Annotated in this window: 13 protein-coding genes; 7 read left to right on the top strand and 6 right to left on the bottom strand. The window is 40.4% G+C overall.

The window, feature by feature from the left end:
- Positions 1-26 precede the first annotated feature (26 nt).
- On the top strand, positions 27-866 hold the full coding sequence (locus tag F9B85_RS06450; protein WP_151619568.1) for an SH3 domain-containing protein: 840 nt from the start codon (positions 27-29) through the stop codon (positions 864-866).
- 68 nt (positions 867-934) lie between these two features.
- On the opposite strand, the gene F9B85_RS06455 is transcribed toward F9B85_RS06450, so the two are convergent.
- Entirely contained in the window at positions 935-1,357 is a 423-nt protein-coding gene (locus F9B85_RS06455) for a Rossmann-fold NAD(P)-binding domain-containing protein (RefSeq protein WP_151619569.1), read from the bottom strand.
- 70 nt (positions 1,358-1,427) lie between these two features.
- Here F9B85_RS06455 and F9B85_RS06460 point away from each other — a divergent pair, with 70 nt between their 5' ends.
- Entirely contained in the window at positions 1,428-2,393 is a 966-nt protein-coding gene (locus F9B85_RS06460) for a hypothetical protein (protein WP_151619570.1), read from the top strand.
- A gap of 101 nt (positions 2,394-2,494) precedes the next feature.
- Here the strand turns inward: F9B85_RS06460 and ppc are convergent, their stop codons facing one another.
- Positions 2,495-5,236, bottom strand: a complete 2,742-nt coding sequence (gene ppc, locus F9B85_RS06465) for a phosphoenolpyruvate carboxylase (RefSeq protein ID WP_151619571.1) — start codon at positions 5,234-5,236, stop codon at positions 2,495-2,497.
- A 209-nt stretch (positions 5,237-5,445) separates the two neighbouring features.
- On the opposite strand from ppc, the gene F9B85_RS06470 reads away from it, so the two are divergent.
- Positions 5,446-7,191: an ABC transporter ATP-binding protein gene (locus F9B85_RS06470; RefSeq protein WP_151619572.1), complete on the top strand. Its 1,746-nt coding sequence runs from the start codon at positions 5,446-5,448 to the stop codon at positions 7,189-7,191.
- Positions 7,192-7,287: 96 nt separating this feature from the next.
- Here the strand turns inward: F9B85_RS06470 and gdhA are convergent, their stop codons facing one another.
- Entirely contained in the window at positions 7,288-8,634 is a 1,347-nt protein-coding gene (gene gdhA / locus F9B85_RS06475; RefSeq protein WP_207707071.1) for an NADP-specific glutamate dehydrogenase, read from the bottom strand.
- Between the two features lie 225 nt (positions 8,635-8,859).
- On the opposite strand from gdhA, the gene F9B85_RS06480 reads away from it, so the two are divergent.
- The gene (locus F9B85_RS06480; RefSeq protein ID WP_151619574.1) at positions 8,860-9,936 is read left to right on the top strand and encodes a LysM peptidoglycan-binding domain-containing protein; all 1,077 of its coding nucleotides are present in this window, start codon (positions 8,860-8,862) and stop codon (positions 9,934-9,936) included.
- Positions 9,937-10,039: 103 nt separating this feature from the next.
- Positions 10,040-10,285, top strand: coding sequence for a DUF2642 domain-containing protein (locus tag F9B85_RS06485; RefSeq protein WP_151619575.1), 246 nt, complete (start codon positions 10,040-10,042; stop codon positions 10,283-10,285).
- A gap of 120 nt (positions 10,286-10,405) precedes the next feature.
- Here the strand turns inward: F9B85_RS06485 and F9B85_RS06490 are convergent, their stop codons facing one another.
- From F9B85_RS06490 to F9B85_RS06500, 3 genes are all read right to left on the bottom strand, one after another.
- Positions 10,406-12,481 (bottom strand): methyl-accepting chemotaxis protein, encoded by a 2,076-nt coding sequence (locus F9B85_RS06490; RefSeq protein ID WP_151619576.1) that lies wholly within the window; start codon positions 12,479-12,481, stop codon positions 10,406-10,408.
- Positions 12,482-12,662: 181 nt separating this feature from the next.
- Complete coding sequence (locus F9B85_RS06495; protein ID WP_151619577.1) at positions 12,663-13,895, bottom strand: LL-diaminopimelate aminotransferase; 1,233 nt, start codon at positions 13,893-13,895, stop codon at positions 12,663-12,665.
- A 191-nt stretch (positions 13,896-14,086) separates the two neighbouring features.
- Entirely contained in the window at positions 14,087-15,343 is a 1,257-nt protein-coding gene (locus tag F9B85_RS06500) for a threonine/serine exporter family protein (RefSeq protein WP_170270261.1), read from the bottom strand.
- Positions 15,344-15,623: 280 nt separating this feature from the next.
- Between F9B85_RS06500 and F9B85_RS06505 the strand changes: the two genes are divergently transcribed.
- Positions 15,624-16,127, top strand: a complete 504-nt coding sequence (locus F9B85_RS06505; RefSeq protein ID WP_151619579.1) for a cation:proton antiporter regulatory subunit — start codon at positions 15,624-15,626, stop codon at positions 16,125-16,127.
- 3 nt (positions 16,128-16,130) lie between these two features.
- Positions 16,131-17,309 carry a cation:proton antiporter gene (locus F9B85_RS06510; protein ID WP_151619770.1) on the top strand — a complete coding sequence of 393 codons (1,179 nt, stop codon included), beginning with the start codon at positions 16,131-16,133 and terminating at the stop codon, positions 17,307-17,309.
- Positions 17,310-17,311: the final 2 nt, after the last annotated feature.

Genomic DNA, 17,311 nt, shown 5'->3' on the forward strand with positions numbered 1-17,311 from the left:
ATTCTACAAAAAAGAGGGGAACTATTGTGATACCGAAACAAAGGCTTACTACTATCAACAGACCGTGGGTTTACTCAGTCATTCTTTTCTTTATTCTTACTTTTGTAATGTCCGGATGTTCATCTTCGGAAACGGTAAAAGAAGAATCTACAGAAGCATCTCCTGTTGAAGTGGTTGAAACAACAAATTCAGCGCAGGCAGGTGATAGTTCGGCCGGAGAAGAAAAAATAATTTCTAAGCCTGCCGTAATCGTAGCAGGTGTCGTCAACCTGCGTACCCAACCTGAGAAAGAATCTCCAGCATTAGGTCAATTGGTTATCGGAGATCCCCTTACTGTTCAAGCTAGTGTTCAAAATGAAGCAGGGGAGACTTGGTATCGAGTGACCCATGCTTCTCAAGAAGCCTTTGTTCGCAGTGACTTGATTAATCTTTTGGAAGAGCTGTCAACAATCAAGTGGAGCAATGAACAGTTTATCGCATTTGCGAAAGAAGCAGATAAGCGAATTCACATCATTGAATATCGCGATTTCCCTGATTACCTACGGGATGCAAAAATGGTACCGAAAAAGTTTAGGACTCGCGAATCAGTCGAACAGCATATGGGCCACCACTGGAAAGACTCTATTGTTCAAGCCTACTGGCAAGATGTCCAACAGAATCCTGATGGAAGTGGTTATGGACGTGGAGGTGTGATTTCTATTTTGGATGTCCCCAACAATGAACTGAAGGTAAAACACTTGAATGATCAAGAAGTTCAGATCACTTGGGAATACTATTGGTATGACACAGAGCGTGAAACCATGGAACGACGCTTGCTTTTGACAGATAAGGGGTGGCGAGTGACAGGAGTTGTTCAATTCCAATAAAATGACTCTAACTCGTTCGAGGCACTTTTCTCATAGGCACTAGCCTAGAACATCTTGATTAAAGTCAACTATCGATCCAAGCCTTGCTCTGCAATAGCTTGAATCTGCTCACTCCCGTATATCTCAATCCCCGAAGTATCCTTTTGCGCAATTCTATACATAGCTGTAGCAACTGCCTTAGCTTCAATGGCCCATTTGTTCAAGAAAGAGCTTTTGTTTGGTGATAAGAGCCTCTGGAATACAATACCGGCCATTCGCTCACCCAATCGAAATTCCTTACGCTTTCCTAACAGCAATGCAGGCTGTAGAATGGAGATTTTGGCGTAAGGAATTTTTTTTAATTGTTCTTCAAGATCGGCTTTCATTCTGGAATACCAGAAAAGAGACTGCTGATTAGCATTCATGGAGCTGACGACCAAGAAGTGATTTGCGCCTTTTTCCAAAGCTAATCTAGCGAATGTCAAAGGATACTCTACATCGATTCTATACATAGCCTCTTTGGTTAGCCATATATTTGTCATCCTTTTCTTACAGAGTTTCATACATAGGAGGTTATTAGCCATGAGACTAAGGGAGCAAAGAAAGTTTTTGCCTTTCTTAGGGCGCTTTACAACAATCCATCTGATCACCTATGGTGTAATCGGTGCGTTGTTTCTACTTGTACAAGGACTCATGCCAGAGGCCAAGCGGGTGGTACTAGACTTTTTTATGCCCTATAGATCTTTAGATCTGATAGTTCTAGCATCTCAAATCTTGCGTGGCGCTATAATGGCGCTCGTCTTATATCCCTTTTATGATCTTATCGTAAAAAATGAACATCGTGGACTTATACTCTTTAGTGTACTCTGGGGGCTGGCTATATTGGGATCTCTTGAACCTTTGCCTGGTTCGATAGAAGGCTTCATCTATACAAAAACTACCTTCTTAGAGCACTTTGTCGTACTAGTTGTCACGGCTTTGCAGTTTATTCTTTTTACTTGGCTTTTTCTTCGCTGGGAGGATAAAAGTGAAGGTCTAAGTTCAAGAGTTGCTTTTCGTGGAAATGGTATAGGGGGCTATATAAGACGTTATACGCTAGTACATGTTACGATATACTGGATCGTTGGTATGCTTTTTTATCAGATCGCAGGTTATGAAGAGTTAATGTCTCAGATGGACGTTTTCCAACATTATCGGTCCCTTGATAATTTCATTATGGTTTTTGTCGTCTTTTTTGGACAGATTGCTCGAGGTGCATTGATTGCTTTCTTGCTCTATCCGTTTTATAAGGTCTTTGTGAGAAAAGAGCATGGTTGGTTACTGCTTTTTGGATTGCTTTTCGGTTTGAAAGTGTTGGGTTCACCAATATTTATCATTGAAAGCATAGAGTTTTTCACAGCGGTAGACTCCTTGTCAGAAGTTATGGAAATGCTGACGATTGGTGTTCCTGAAATCTTGGCCCAGAGTTTTTTTATCTCGATTTTATTTTTTTGGTGGGAGAGAAAGCGGCTTAGAAATGGAGGTGTCTTTTTCAGCAAGCTTAGTTAGGTCAAAACACAAGGGGGGACGGTTCTTCTAAGCACTAAAAGTGCACAGAAGAACCGTCCCCATTGTGTTCTTGCGAAGATCCGTCCCCATTGTGTCATCTGTCAACCTGTATTACCGACTCCTGCCGCAATACCACTTATGGTGAGCAAGACATCTGTAAAGAGGTCGTCGTCATCTTCTACGTGTTCACGCATTTCTTTGATCAATTCTACTTGAATGAAGTTTAAGGGATAGATATAGCTGTTTCTTCTTTCGACCCATTCAACAATATTCGGAGAATGTTCAGGGCATTTCTCTTTCGTAATTTTCGCTACAATTTCTTGGGTTAGTTTAAACTCCGTTATAATATCGTTAAAAACTTCATCAGCAATCTTTTCGTCTTTTACTAATTTCTTATATTCCATCGCTGTGGTTAAGTCTGCTTTGGTTAGTGCAATTTGTAAATTTTGAATCACTGCACGGAAAAAAGGCCACTTTTCATACATCTCTTCTAACAGTTTCATGTTGGCTTCTGATTCTTTTGCAAAGCTTGCTAATCCCGTTCCTGCGGCATACCAAGCGGCGAAAAATTGCCGTGTTTGCGTCCAAGCAAAAACCCAAGGAATAGCCCGTAAATCTTCAAAGCGAGCGCTGTTTTTACGAGCCATGGGACGAGAGCCGATCTTTAATTCACCTAGCTCCATTAAGGGAGTTGCTTGCTTAAAGTACTTTAAAAAGTTTTTATTATGGAAAACGAGGGATTGATATTTTTTTAAGGACTTCCTCGTTATTTGCTCCATCGCTTTTTCCCATACTTCTGATTGCTGACTGCTATTTTGCTGATCTTTAGTGATCGCACCCTTCAATAAGGCAGTAACAGCTTGTTCTAAGTTTAAGTAAGCTATATCGGGTTTCAAATAACGGGAAGAAAGCACTTCTCCCTGCTCTGTAATCTTCACGCTCTTTCCTAAGATTTCTGGTGGCTGAGACATAATGCTTTTATTCAAAGGCAAAGCGCCTCGACCTATAGTTCCGCCTCGACCATGGAAAAATTTAAGAGAAATAGACTGTTCTTTGGCAATTCGATAAATTTCTTGCTGTGCTTTGTACAGTCGCCAATGGGCCGTTAATGTACCACCATCTTTACTACCGTCAGAATAGCCCAGCATGATTTCTTGGTGATTGTTGCGCGCTTGCAATTGCTTGCGATAAATATCCATCTCAAAAAGACTTTTCATCATCGCTGGTCCAGCAAGTAAATCATCGATCGTTTCTAAGAGCGGTGCAACGTTGATATCGCTTTCCACTTCGCCGCTTGGTAAAAGGCGATAAATACCCGCTTCCTTAGCAAGCACTAACACTTCAAGTACATCACTAACCGATTGGGCTTTACTAATTAGATATACTTCAATTGCCCGTTTCCCATACTCCTGATGTGCTCTACGTATCAAGCGAAAAACATTCAACATTTCTTCTGTTGCCTCTGAATAACTAGCATGTATGATTACTAAAGATCTAGGATCACTTAAAACTTTTTTTAATAATTCGATTTTTTCATGCTCCTCAAGGTCTGCGTAATTTTCTTTAACAGCCACTCTTTGGAGCAATTCTGTAATAGCCGCTTCATGTTCGCCGCTATGATTGCGCACATCTAGCGATAGGAGGTGGAAACCAAATAACTGAACTTGACGAATGATTTTGGATAACATTTTCATTTCATATTCCACTGGATGATGCTGTTTCACACTTTCCCTAATGGACAATAAGTCATCTAGCATTTCTTCTGGCGATTGATAACCAATGCTTGGTTCTCCAATATTTCTAAGCCTTTCAAGTATAATGGCTAATTTCCGGCGATATATTTCCGGTTGCACGGGCCATTTTTTCTTGTCCTTTAAATATAAGGCTTCTTCTTTTTTTACCTTCTCTTGAAACTCATTGCTGACTTCCACACGGTTCGTCGAATGACTGAACCTTCTCATTAACTCTACTAAGGCTTTGTCGTATTTTTTTAACACTAGTTCTCTTTGTTTTAATAAGGTTCGAGCTGTAATAGTTGACGTTACATTGGGATTTCCATCGCGGTCGCCGCCAATCCAGGAACCGAAGCGTAAAAAGTTAGGAACTCTTACCTCTTGTCGCCCGTAAATGGCTTCTAGCTCTTTTTCTAAATCCTGATGAACGTCAGGTATAATATCGAATAAAGTTTCTTCAAAATAACGAAGACCCTGTCTTACTTCATCCATTACTGTAGGTTTCATGTAATGAAGTTCGTCTGTTTGCCATAAAGCGGCTATTTCGTTAAACAAACTCTGATCTAGTTTCCTTAAATCTTTCGCCGGGATCATAGGTTGATCTAAAGATTGAAGGAGCGATAATATCCTTTTTTTAATATCGAGCACTGTTCGTCTTGATGCTTCTGTCGGATGGGCTGTAATTACTAATTCGAAAGATAAACGATTTAATACTTGTTGAATAGTATCTTTAGAGATTTTATTTTCCTTAATCGTATGAATAGCGCTCTCGATCGTGTCAGGATGTTTTTCAAGTTCTTCATTAAGTCTCAGTTCTCGGTTTTTGCGAATGAGATGGTATTCTTCGGCTATATTGATTAGACGCAAATGGATCGAAAAAGCACGAATCACCTGCTGTCGTAAGGGAGGCTTTAGTTGACTAACTTCCTCTTTTAATGCTTTATATAAGCTTTCAGAGTAATTGCTTTCTAATGTTGCAGTTATTTCTCTAATTTTATTTATCTGTTGCAATAAAGATTTACCGCCATGATGTTCTAAGATTTGGTCCAGCACTCGCCTTAGTTTTTCTAAGTCCTGTTGTAACTGCATAGAACAAGTATTCATCTCCATTATGACCACCTATCTTTCGTGCAAATAGTGTCCATGATAGAACAAGGACAAGAGCTCGACTATATCATTCGACGCGAAGTAGGCCACTCCTCTAAATGTGCGAAATTGTAAAGTCTAATGCTTTTATCATTCAGTTACTTCCAAAATGAAACTCCTGTATAATTGAACTACATTCTCTTTTACATAGAGTACGAATATAGGAGCAACCCATGGAAATAATAAAAAAACTTAACGACTTATTAGATAGGCAAGAAAAAAAGCAATACATACTGTTATTTCTGCTCATGCTTATCTCTGCAGGGCTTGAAGTATTTGGGCTTAGCATGATCATTCCCTTTATCAATCTTGTCATCAATCCTTCCTATATGGAAGAACAGCCTTTTGTATATCAGCTTTATGAGCTTCTTAACTTTGAATCTTACCAAGCCTTTTTAATTACAGCCACTTTTGCTTTGTTAAGCATTTTTATCTTCAAAAACTTTTTTCTCTATTCCATGTACTCTTTCAAGTACCGATTGACCAACAATCAGCAGGCCATCATAGCCAGTCGCTTATATAGCACCTATCTTAAGCGACCTTATACTTTTTTCTTAAATCGAAATTCGGCTGAGTTATTACGTAATACGAACGAAGAAGTGGGCTTAGCTTTCACAAGAGTCATTCAACCTTTTCTAATTCTTGCTACAGAAACACTAGTCTTACTGGCCATTGCCTTTCTACTGCTTACTATCGAACCGGCTATCACAGCGACGGCCATACTTGTGCTTGGCACTTTTGTATTCCTTTTCTTTACCTTTCAACGTAAGAAAATGAATCAATTAGCGCAAGAACAACGGAATTTAAGAAAAGAAAAAGTAAAGTGGCTCAAGCAAGGCTTTGAAGGTGGCAAAGAAATTAAAGTAAATGGCAAGGAGAAGTTCTTTATTGAAGCATTTCAGAACCAGGCCATCCCATTTGCGCAGATTAATCGCTATTTCCAAGTAATTCGAGAAGTGCCCAAACTATTCATTGAGTCACTTGTTGTAGTCACCATCTTGCTAATTACTGCTCTAGTTATTCTCCAAGGCGATACTTCGCAAAGTCTCTTACCGACGCTAGCTCTTTACAGCATGGCCGCTTTTCGACTGATGCCTTCGATACAAAAAATTGCCGGTTCTATGACTCAAATAAAAAACGGTATGCCTTCCCTAGAAACGATACATAGTGAGCTAGTGGAGTTAGAAGATGAAAAAAAGGAAAAAAGCGAAAGCAACTTATCTATAGCCAAGGCCAAAAAGCCTACTAATAATAAATTCTGCCAGGCTATTGAATTAAAAAATATTTACTTCCGCTATCCTAATGTAAAGGAATATAACATTAATAATGTGAGTCTTACCATTCCCCTTGGTAAATCGGTGGCTTTTATTGGTCCTTCCGGTGCAGGAAAAACAACACTAGTAGATATCATCCTTGGCCTACTCCAACCTGAAAAAGGCCAAGTAAGGATTGATGGGATGGATATTCATCAAAATCTAGCACAATGGCAACAAAAGATTGGCTATATACCGCAATCTATCTATCTTTCCGATGATACAATTCGTAACAACGTTGCTTTTGGCTTTGAAGTGGAGCAAATTGATGATGAAGCCCTTTGGCAAGCTTTAGATGGGGCTCAACTAAAAAGTTTCGTGGAAAAATTACCACTGGGACTAGACACCATAGTAGGTGAAAGAGGTGTCCGTTTATCAGGTGGGCAGAGGCAACGTATTGGCATCGCCAGAGCGCTCTATCACAATCCAGAGATTCTTTTTCTCGATGAAGCTACTTCTTCTTTGGATTCGGAGACAGAAAAAGGTGTTATGGAAGCCATTGAAGGTTTGCGAGGAGAAAAAACTTTGATCATCATTGCCCACCGCTTGAGCACCATTGAGCATTGCGATCTTGTCTATGAGATTCGGGATGGGCAGTTGGTTTAACTGGTGAGTTTAAGGGTAAAAACACAAAGGGACGGTGTTTTCTGTGTTCGTTAGTGAACACGGAGGAACCGTCCCTTTGTGTTATCTTTGTGTTATTTATACCACACCTTGAGCCAGCATGGCATTGGCAACTTTTTTGAAGCCTGCAATATTGGATCCCACAACCAAATTGTCAGGGTAGCCGTATTCTTCAGCCGCTTTTACACTGTCCTTGTAGATATTTTTCATGATCATCTGAAGCTTTAGATCTACTTCTTCAAAAGTCCAAGCATAGCGCATACCGTTTTGAGCCATTTCTAGAGCCGATACGGCAACACCACCAGCGTTAGCCGCTTTGGCTGGTCCGTAAAGGATGTTGTTCTCGAGATATACTGCCATGGCCTCTAGTGTAGAAGGCATATTAGCTCCTTCCCCAAGAGCTTTCATGCCCTTTGCTACTAAGAGCTTGGCTGATTCTTCATCAATTTCATTTTGTGTAGCACAAGGTAGGGCAATGTCGCAAGGAATAGACCAGATACCTTTCCAATCTTCTTGGTATTGAGCATGGGGGTGTTCATTGACGTATTCGCTGATGCGCTTTTTCTCAACTTCTTTAATTCTTTTGACGGTCTCGAGCTTGATACCTTCAGGATCATAGATATAACCGCCAGAATCACTACAAGCAACAACCTTGGCGCCTTTTTCCATAGCTTTTTCTATGGCATAGATAGCCACGTTACCGGAGCCAGAGACGATGACGGTACTACCTTTGAAGCTGAGTCCTTTGGCTCTAAGCATTTCTTCCATAAAGTATACAGTGCCGTAGCCGGTCGCTTCTTTGCGGCCTAAGCTTCCGCCATAGCCAATACCTTTTCCAGTAAGCACACCGGCTTCGTAAGCGCCGCGAATGCGCTTATATTGGCCGAACATATAACCAACTTCTTGAGCACCTACACCAATATCTCCTGCAGGGACATCTATATCAGGGCCAAGATATTTGTAAAGCTCTGTCATAAAGCTTTGTACAAAGCGCATGATTTCCAAGTCTGATTTGCCTTTTGGGTCGAAGTCGGAACCGCCTTTACCGCCACCAATAGGTTGTCCAGTCAAAGCGTTTTTGAAAATTTGTTCAAAGCCTAAGAACTTAATAATACTACTGTTGACAGAAGGATGAAAACGGATGCCACCTTTATAAGGGCCAATGGCGCTGTTAAACTGAACGCGAAAACCGCGGTTTACTTGTACCTGCCCTTGATCATCAACCCAAGGAACACGGAAGATGATAAGTCTTTCCGGCTCTACAATTCTTTCTAGAATGCCTGCTTTTATGTATTCAGGGTGTTTGTCAAGGACAGGGACAAGGGAATGCAATAATTCTTTTACAGCTTGCTGAAACTCTGGTTCATGAGCGTTGTTTTTTTTCACTTTTTCAAAAACGAGTTCTACATAAGCTTTTGCTTCCAATTGCACTTTCAAAGGGACCTCCTTTAATGTGAGCGTATTTCATATAGTAGTGAGGAAAGTGAGCGCAAGCTCATTGTGTACATTATACTGTATATTTAATTTTTTTCCCCTATAAAATTATCCGATAGATGCCACATCATATCTAAAGCTCAAGGTGCTAGTAAAAAAGTTAGAACCCCTTTTCTCCTCCTCTGAATAATATAGAGCCGTAAGGAGGAGAAGTGGATGCCTATTGCCCAAGGAACTTATTTCTTATATACGGTCCTACCTGGTGATACTCTTTATTCCATTGGCTTGAGATTCGGCAGTTCTGTAGGCCCGTTGGAACAGTTAAATGCAATTTACCCGCCTTTTACAGATCCGGGGCTGATATTTCCTGGTCAATTGTTGATTGTACCTTATGGTTATAATCCTGCCTCACAGACTTTTCTTTTTGTTAGGCCTGGCGATAGCCTCTATCGCATCGCCAATCAATTCTCTACTTCCGTAGAAAACTTAGTTTCATTAAATCCTCAGATTGATAATCCTGCCTTAATATATCCTAATGAATTAGTAAAGCTCCCTGCTCAGATATATATTGTATCTCCTAGTGATTCTCTATTTAATATCGGAAGACAACTTGGTGTCTCCATAGATGCATTGATTCGAGCAAACCGAGGCCGTCCAGGGTTCTCAGCAGATGTACTCTATCCTGGCTATGGGTTGATTATCCCACGATTTGAGCCCGTAATAGAACCTCAGAGTCCCTTGGATCAACTGGCAGACTTGTTGCCCAATCAAGTTGGCTTTACCTGGTACTACAGTGGCTTCGCTGAATATGGCCATGTCATGACTTTGCAGGCTATTGAGAGAGAAGAAAATCAGTACATTTATCGTGTAACAGGAGAAGTCGATGATCCTTCTGGCGGTGAAGTTGTGGGACGGGATTTTAGTTTGTCCCTTCAATATGTAATTAATGGGGAGTCATTATTACAGATCAAGAGGGAAGAAGCGATGTTGGACTCGCCCTTTGATCGCTTAGAACTGATTCGGCTTCCCCTTCAGCAGGGAAATCGTTGGAGACAAGAAGTGACAGATCGTCTAGGTCAGACATTCATTCTAGACTCAATCATTGAAGACGTTCGAGAGGATCGAGGGGCTAGGGTTTATACTGTTCGATACAATCAGATCGGTAGCGATTACTATGAGTTGCGGGAGATTAAAGAGGGAATTGGAGTTCTGTCTTTTGAGAAGTTGCTTACCTTGGGTGACCAACAGTTTCCAGTAGGGTATTTTCTCTATGAAGATATGTCGGGGCTGTGATTACCCTTTGCGTTTTACATTACAAGCACCTATACACACAATGTGCCATATATTGAACTTGTGAATCAAGATAAGGAGTCTTTTGGGGGAGTGGGTAAAAGAAATGCATAACCATGGCATAAATCAGCATAAAGAATCAAAGAGACCTATGCAAGTTGTAGTGGTAGAGCCTTATGTATATAGAGCTCTTCATAGCTTTATGTCCAAAAGAATACTCGTGGAAACGTCACGGGGCACAGTAAATGGAATTGTTGTTGATATAAAGCCCGATCATGTTGTAGTGCAAGATCGTGATTCTACGTTTTTTGTTCGTTTGCGTGAAGTTATTTGGGTTATGCCCATAGAGTGAACAGGGATAGCAACATTATAGTTGTTAGCGAAGACGGTATGTAAGGGTTAGGCAGAATCTGTCTAACCCTTTTTGTTGCATTATAATGGTTTTTTAGAACTTGGCTTTCTGTCTTTTTTATCAATACTTAAATTGGGATAAGAAGGCTTTCAGCTCACTTGCCGTTAGTACATTTTGTTTCGTCTTTTTAGCAATTTCTCTCGTCGAAATTGTGGTAGTGTTGCTTTTGTCCACGATTTTTTCAATACCTGCCATGCCAGTGCTTGAGGTTTGAGCAATTTCGTTCATTGCTTGGGCAATGTTGTGTATGGCAAGATTGATCTCTTCAACAGTACCATTGAATTCTTCCATCAGGGAATTATTTCGTTCCGATTCTTCGCTGTATTGCTCACTTACATCAATGAGGCGTTGGTAATCGGCAAAAACTTTTTCATCCATGAATTGGATTAACTGTGCTGAGCTTTGGGATAGCTCTTTGACCGAGCCATTGGCTGTCTCTACAATTCGTTGAATATCTGTAGCTGTATTGGAAGATTCTTCTGCAAGCTTGCGTATCTCATCAGCAACGACAGCAAAACCTCTCCCAGCTTCTCCCGCTCTCGCCGCTTCGATAGCCGCATTAAGGGCTAATAAATTGGTTTGTGCAGTGATCTGCAAGATTGCCTCGGTTAGTCTGTTTATCTGTGCAACCTTTTGCGCTTCTACCATGGCTGATTCCACTTGTTTCTTAACAGTGCTGTGGATTAGTCGAGCCTCTTTCGTGGCAATTTCCGTTTCTTGCTGTATAAGTTCTGCATTTTTTCGAATTTCCTGCGACAACTGGGCGCTTTCACCAACTCTGTTTTTCACGGTCCTTACCGTATTCTCTATTTCTTGAACTGATGCTGTAACTTCTTCTGTTGCCGCCGCCGATGCTTCCATCATTGCTGAAAGATCTTCTGTTGTTGTGGAAGTTTCTTCTGTATGCTCTTTAATTGTGCAGAGCAATTCATTGACGGTGCCTGCATTCGAAACAACGCTTTCTGATAAGTCTTTAAGTTGAACGGTCATGCCTTTAAGCTGTTGCTGTGTAGTGAGTATGGCTCTAGCAATAGAACCGACTTCATCGTTCCGTTCGCTAACTTTTTCAATTTCCTTATCTTCTCTTAGATCAAACTGGGCCATGCGCTCGATCATTGCAGTAACTTTCACAATCGGTGTTGAAATTCTCTGCCCTACAACATAAGCAATGAAAATACTAATGCCTATTCCTGCGAGAGTTAGGAAAATCAAGAAATAGGTCAAGCTATTCAGAGAAGAAAAAACTTCCCCTTTAGGTGTTGTAATAACTAGAATGCTTCCATTAGAAGAAAGATGCGAAAAGCTGGCTATTTTTGTAACATCATCAAAGTGCCATTCTACCATGCCAGCACTTTCATCACGAAAAGTATCACAGACAAAGGCAAAATAACCATCGGCAATTTCTTCAAAATTGTCATCGAGTGTAAAATGTTCACTTACTGCGAAATCTAGATTTTTGTTTAATAAGAAAGCATCGCCTGTCTCATAAACGCGAATGGCAAGAACGTGATTCCGTATTCGTTCAAAGTCCATCTCAATGGCTACTATTGCAACTAATTTATCATCTACATAAATAGGTTTTGTAAATTGAATGACTTCGGTGTCAACCAGTTCATCGATATAAGAATCTGACCACTGACCTTCTTTACCCAGTTTATGTAAGTTATCTGTGAGTAAAGAAACCGTTTCTTTTCGCTCATCAAGAAAATTTCGTACCGTTAAATGCTCGCCCATTCGTGCATAACCTATGCCATGAATAGCATCACCTGGTGTAAACTCAGGTGAGAAAAAGATGTAGGCGTTTCGAAATCCTTCTATATTCATGGTTCTTTCACGAATCATTCCGTCAAGAAGAGACAATCGTTCCGTTAGATAATCTGGCTCTGTACTTAGACTTGATAAGTTAAGATTGACCAAAGCAATGTTAACAAGGTCGCTAGCACCTTTTTCTACTTCAAGAAAAAGGGAATTGAGGGCGTTACTGTGATGGTCTGTTAGGTAGAACATTTTTTCTTCTGCTTCTGCGTATATCACGTCTATGCTCTTAAGGATAGCAATGGCTCCCACGAGAAGAGCAATGATAGTTACACATGCAGTAATTGCTACAATAATTTTATGACCTATACTTCTTAGCAAGCAAATCCCCCTTTTTTTTCGCTAATACTCACTGGAGCTAGTTATATATTACAACAAAAGACGCTTTAATTACATTAATTTTTTTTGTATTTTTATGGATATGCTTGGAAAAAAGGGACGGTTCTCTGTGTTCGCTATCGACACAGAAGAACCGTCCCTTTGTGTTGGCTTTGTGTTGTTGTTACATTTTTGTGCGGATTCTCTCTAAGGCTTTTTCTGTATTTTCTCTTGTTCCAAAGGCTGTCAGGCGGAAGTAGCCTTCGCCACTAGCACCAAAGCCTGCGCCAGGTGTACCGACTACATTGGCTTGATTCAAGAGTTTATCGAAGAAGTCCCAAGAGCTTAGTTGATCAGGCGTTTTGAGCCAGATATAGGGAGCATTGACACCGCCAAAGACTTTATAGCCAGCGTTAATCAGACCTTCGCGAATGAGCTTAGCATTGTCCATGTAGTAGCGGACGTTGGCCTGAATTTCTTTTTTCCCTGCTTCTGAGTAAATGGCGGCAGCGGCCGCTTGTACTGGATAGGACACACCATTGAATTTCGTCGTCTGTCTTCTCAGCCAGAGACTGTTCAAGCTGTGGGCATTGCCTTGAGAATCGTAAGCTTTTACTTCTTTGGGCACTATTGTGTAGGCGCAACGAGTACCTGTAAAGCCAGCTGTCTTGGAGTAACTGCGGAACTCGACAGCCACTTCGCGAGCACCTTCCACTTCGTAGATACTGCGAGGGATATTGTCTTCTTGGATAAACGCTTCATAGGCGGCGTCATAAAGAATGAGCGCTTTATTTTCTCGAGCATAATCTACCCATTGCTTTAACTCATCCTTCGTCAAGGTCATGCCTGTTGGGTTGTTCGGGAAGCAGAGATAGATCATGTCTACTTTAGTTGTTGGCAACTGAGGCTTCATGCCGTTTTCTTCTGTGCAAGGCAGATAGACGATGCCATCGAATTGGCCTTTGTTATCATTGAAAAGACCTGTACGGCCAGCCATGACGTTGCTATCTACATAAACAGGATAGACAGGGTCTGTCACAGCAATTATATTGTTAACGCCTAGAATATCAGGGAAGTTAGCTGTGTCTGTTTTGGCACCGTCGCTGATGAACACTTCGTCAGCCGTTAATTCTACACCGAGCGGTTTAAAATCATTTTCAATAATTTTTTCGCTGAGAAACTCGTAGCCTTGCTCAGGGCCATAGCCTCTGAACGTTTGGGCGTGCCCCATTTCATCGACAGCAGTTTTCATTGCTTCCACAACTGCAGGTGATAGAGGACGGGTCACGTCACCAATGCCTAAGCGAATGATATCAGCCTCTGGGTTGTCTGTTTTAAACTGATTGACTCTGCGAGCAATCTCCGAAAAAAGGTAACTGCCAGGCAGTTTCAAGTAATTCTCGTTAATCAATGCCATGTCTTTTCAAAACCCCTTCTCTAAAGAATTTGTCTCCACTATGATATATTTTCCAAGAATGAATGTCGAGTATGTATGGGTAAGTATACATGGATACTTTGTACATACTTACCGCTTTGTTTACAGGAACTTTTCTCTAAGAAAAAAGGACCTCGCCCAAAATACTTGGCGAGGTCGCTTCAATAATTCACCTAAAAAGACTTACTTTGCTTATCAACAACAGGACAGTCTTTCTTGGGCTTGAAAAATAAATTATTCACGAACTTTCTAAAAAAGATGGTGGCAATAGCGGCAGAAAAGCCGATAGCTAATATGATCGCGATACCTTGCGTCAAAGGCTCAATATAGCCTGCAAGATCACCAACAACAAGCAGGCTCATAGATTTATAAAACCACAGACCTGGTAATAAAGGCACAAAACCAGCAACAATGAAAGCTGTAGTAGGTATTTTGCAGATGCGAGCCGATAATTCACTGGTAATGGCGACGGCTAAAGCGCCAAAGAAGACAGAAGCAGTAAGGCTAAAGCCAATTTTACTAAAGAACAAAAAGGTGACCAGTCCAAAAAGGGAAGCAAAGGCCGTAAAAACAAGTGATTTCATCGGTGATTTCAAAAAGATATTAAAAAGTAGAGCAATCATAATGGCTAGAACAGCCGCTTTCAAGGGATTCACGGCCATCAAGGATGAATAGCCTTCTTGAAAAGGCACTTTAGAAAACGATAAGACAATGCCGACACCGCTAAAAAGTGCGGCCGTTAAGCCAGCGGCCTCTAAGCCTCGTAAAGCACCACTCGTTAAATCACCAGATGAAAGATCTCGTACAGCGTTGACCATTTGAATACTGGGAATGGCAATGAGCATTAATCCGACGATAACTGGTGCAATATTAAAAGGTATTACCTTGTAGAGCAAAACGGCTAGGGTCGCCCCAATCATACCGATTGCCATCTCTTTGAAAAAAAGCACTTGCTCTACTTTGATGGCCCGAATGATAAGAAAAGTTATAACAACGACTATAAAAGCCATGATAGCCTCTAAAGCGCCACTATTGTTTAATAAAGCAATCAACCCGCCATTAATCCCTGCAATAATCGTAGTGAGGCCATAAGAAATAGTGCTAGAGCTTCCCTCAATTTGCCTTAACTGTTTATTGGCTTCTTCGAGGGAAACTTGTTTGTGGCTAACTTTTCTAGATAGATCATTTAATGAAGTGATTTTCTCAAGATCTAGATCTCTTTCTCTAATTCTTCTAAAGTGGCTTTTTTGTTCCTCTTCGTCATCATAGTAAGTTAACATAACGACAGAAGTAGTTGCATAAGCTTCTAGCTTTTTCATACCAAAAGCACAACCGCAACGTTCCATACTTTCTTCAATGCGGTATGTTTCAGCACCTGATTGCAAGAGAAGTCGCCCAAGCTCCATAACAAATTCAACTTTTTTATTCATGACCATCAGTCTTTCTTTTTCAATACTCTTCTCTTTATAACATAGGGAGAAGAAAAAAACATCCTATCAAGTGATAAGTAATTGATGGCTTTAGGACCAGTTTTTGCTTTCATGAGAAAAAGCATTTTAGTAGGGGTTTTTTTATCAAGAAACAGTGAAAAAAGGACTTTTCACTTCCAAGAAATTTCCAATGAAGAAGTGCTCAATAATGATATAATAAAGCTAGAAGAGAATTTGGATTCTATGCATTTTTCAAATCAGAGAAAATGGAGGAATTTATATGCAAGTGAATATAACAGACTTGCCGGGAGTTGGAAAGAAGATATCCTTTGTCAATGCTAATAACAAAAAGATGGTGTTGATTATTCACCATACAGGAAAAAGAGAGTTATATTTCTTTGAAGATGATGATGACGATGCAATTTTTTGTTTTGAATTAACATCAGAAGAAACAAAACTACTAGCATCACAGCTTCTAGGGGCAACCTTCGAGCCCTTAGAGACCGAAAAGCTAGAACGGGTCAATATGGCTCGCAACCAATATCTCGTTGAGTGGATTGATGTAGCGAAGCATTCCAGACTTGCTGGTATGAAGGTAAGTGATTTTAGAAAAAGAATCCCTGAAGGTGTTACGTTGATTGGTATTTTCCGTCATGATGATTTAATGGTTCATCCTGAACCAGATGCGATATTGGAAACTACCGATACAATTATGGTCGTAGGTAAAAGAGAATCTATGCAAAATTTTGTTGGGCAATGCAAAGGGAAGGGTAAGGTAAATTAGTTGATGGTGCTTCCTGAATTATTATCGGCTGGTCTTATTCTTTTGCTCTTATTCATATCGGGATTTGTAGGGCTAAGGATGAAAATTCCCAATGTCGTTTTTTTTATCTTAATAGGCATTCTCCTTGGCGGCTTGATTACAGATAGTCACTTGATTCACTTTGCTGGTGAGATAGGAATTGTTCTGTTATTTTTTATGTTGGGAATGGAATTTCCTATTAAGCAACTCATGTCTGTAGCGAAAAAAGTGTTAAAAGCAGGTGTGCTAGATGTAATGTTAAGCTTTGGAGTCACTACAGGAATTTGCTTATTCATGGGCCTAGATCTAATAGCTTCCTTGATTATTGGTGGTGTAGCTTATGCTACAAGCTCATCAATTACGGCAAAATTACTAGAAAGTTCTAAGCGAATGGCGAACCCTGAGTCGGAATTTATGTTAGGATTGCTAATCTTTGAAGATCTAGTAGCGCCGATTTTAGTAGCTGTATTAGTTGGATTAACACTGGGAACGGCTATTACTGTTTCTTCTATGTCTTTGTTAGTTCTAAAAGTGGTAGCTCTAATCGCTGGAGCAATACTATTAGGGGTATTTGTATTTAGTAAGCTAGGTTCGTTTTTTGACCGCTATATGCAAGAAGATATTTTTCTTCTTTTTGTCATTGGTCTGGCCTTGGCTTACGGCGGATTAGCTCTTTACTTAGATCTTTCTGAAGTACTGGGAGCTTTTTTAGCTGGCATTATGCTGGCTGAAGTACGGAGAACTCATGAGTTAGAAGAGATGGTTGTTCGTACTAGAGATTTATTGTTGCCACTGTTTTTCTTGTACTTCGGCACAATAATTAATTTCAACGAAGGAGTTCCCATGGTTTCTCTCTTACTTATTCTGCTCGCTTGGTCAATTGTAGCAAAAATAGTAGTAGGCTTTTGGGGTGGACAATGGTATGGTCTATCAAAAAAAGTTTCCCTTAGAGCAGGTCTTTCCTTTACGCAACGAGGAGAATTCTCCATTATTATTGCGGCATTAGCAGTTGGTACGATACAAGCTTTTAGTAGTATCTTTATCTTGATATCTGCAATGATTGGAATCATATTGTTCCAAATGGCACCGATGCTCGCCAATAAAGTATATGGCCGCCCAAAAGGTAAAGGCAAAATAAGTATCCCTAGTGGTAGTGCTTCATAATG

Source organism: Heliorestis acidaminivorans (genome assembly GCF_008933955.1).
Taxonomy (GTDB): Bacteria; Bacillota; Desulfitobacteriia; order Heliobacteriales; family Heliobacteriaceae; genus Heliorestis; species Heliorestis acidaminivorans.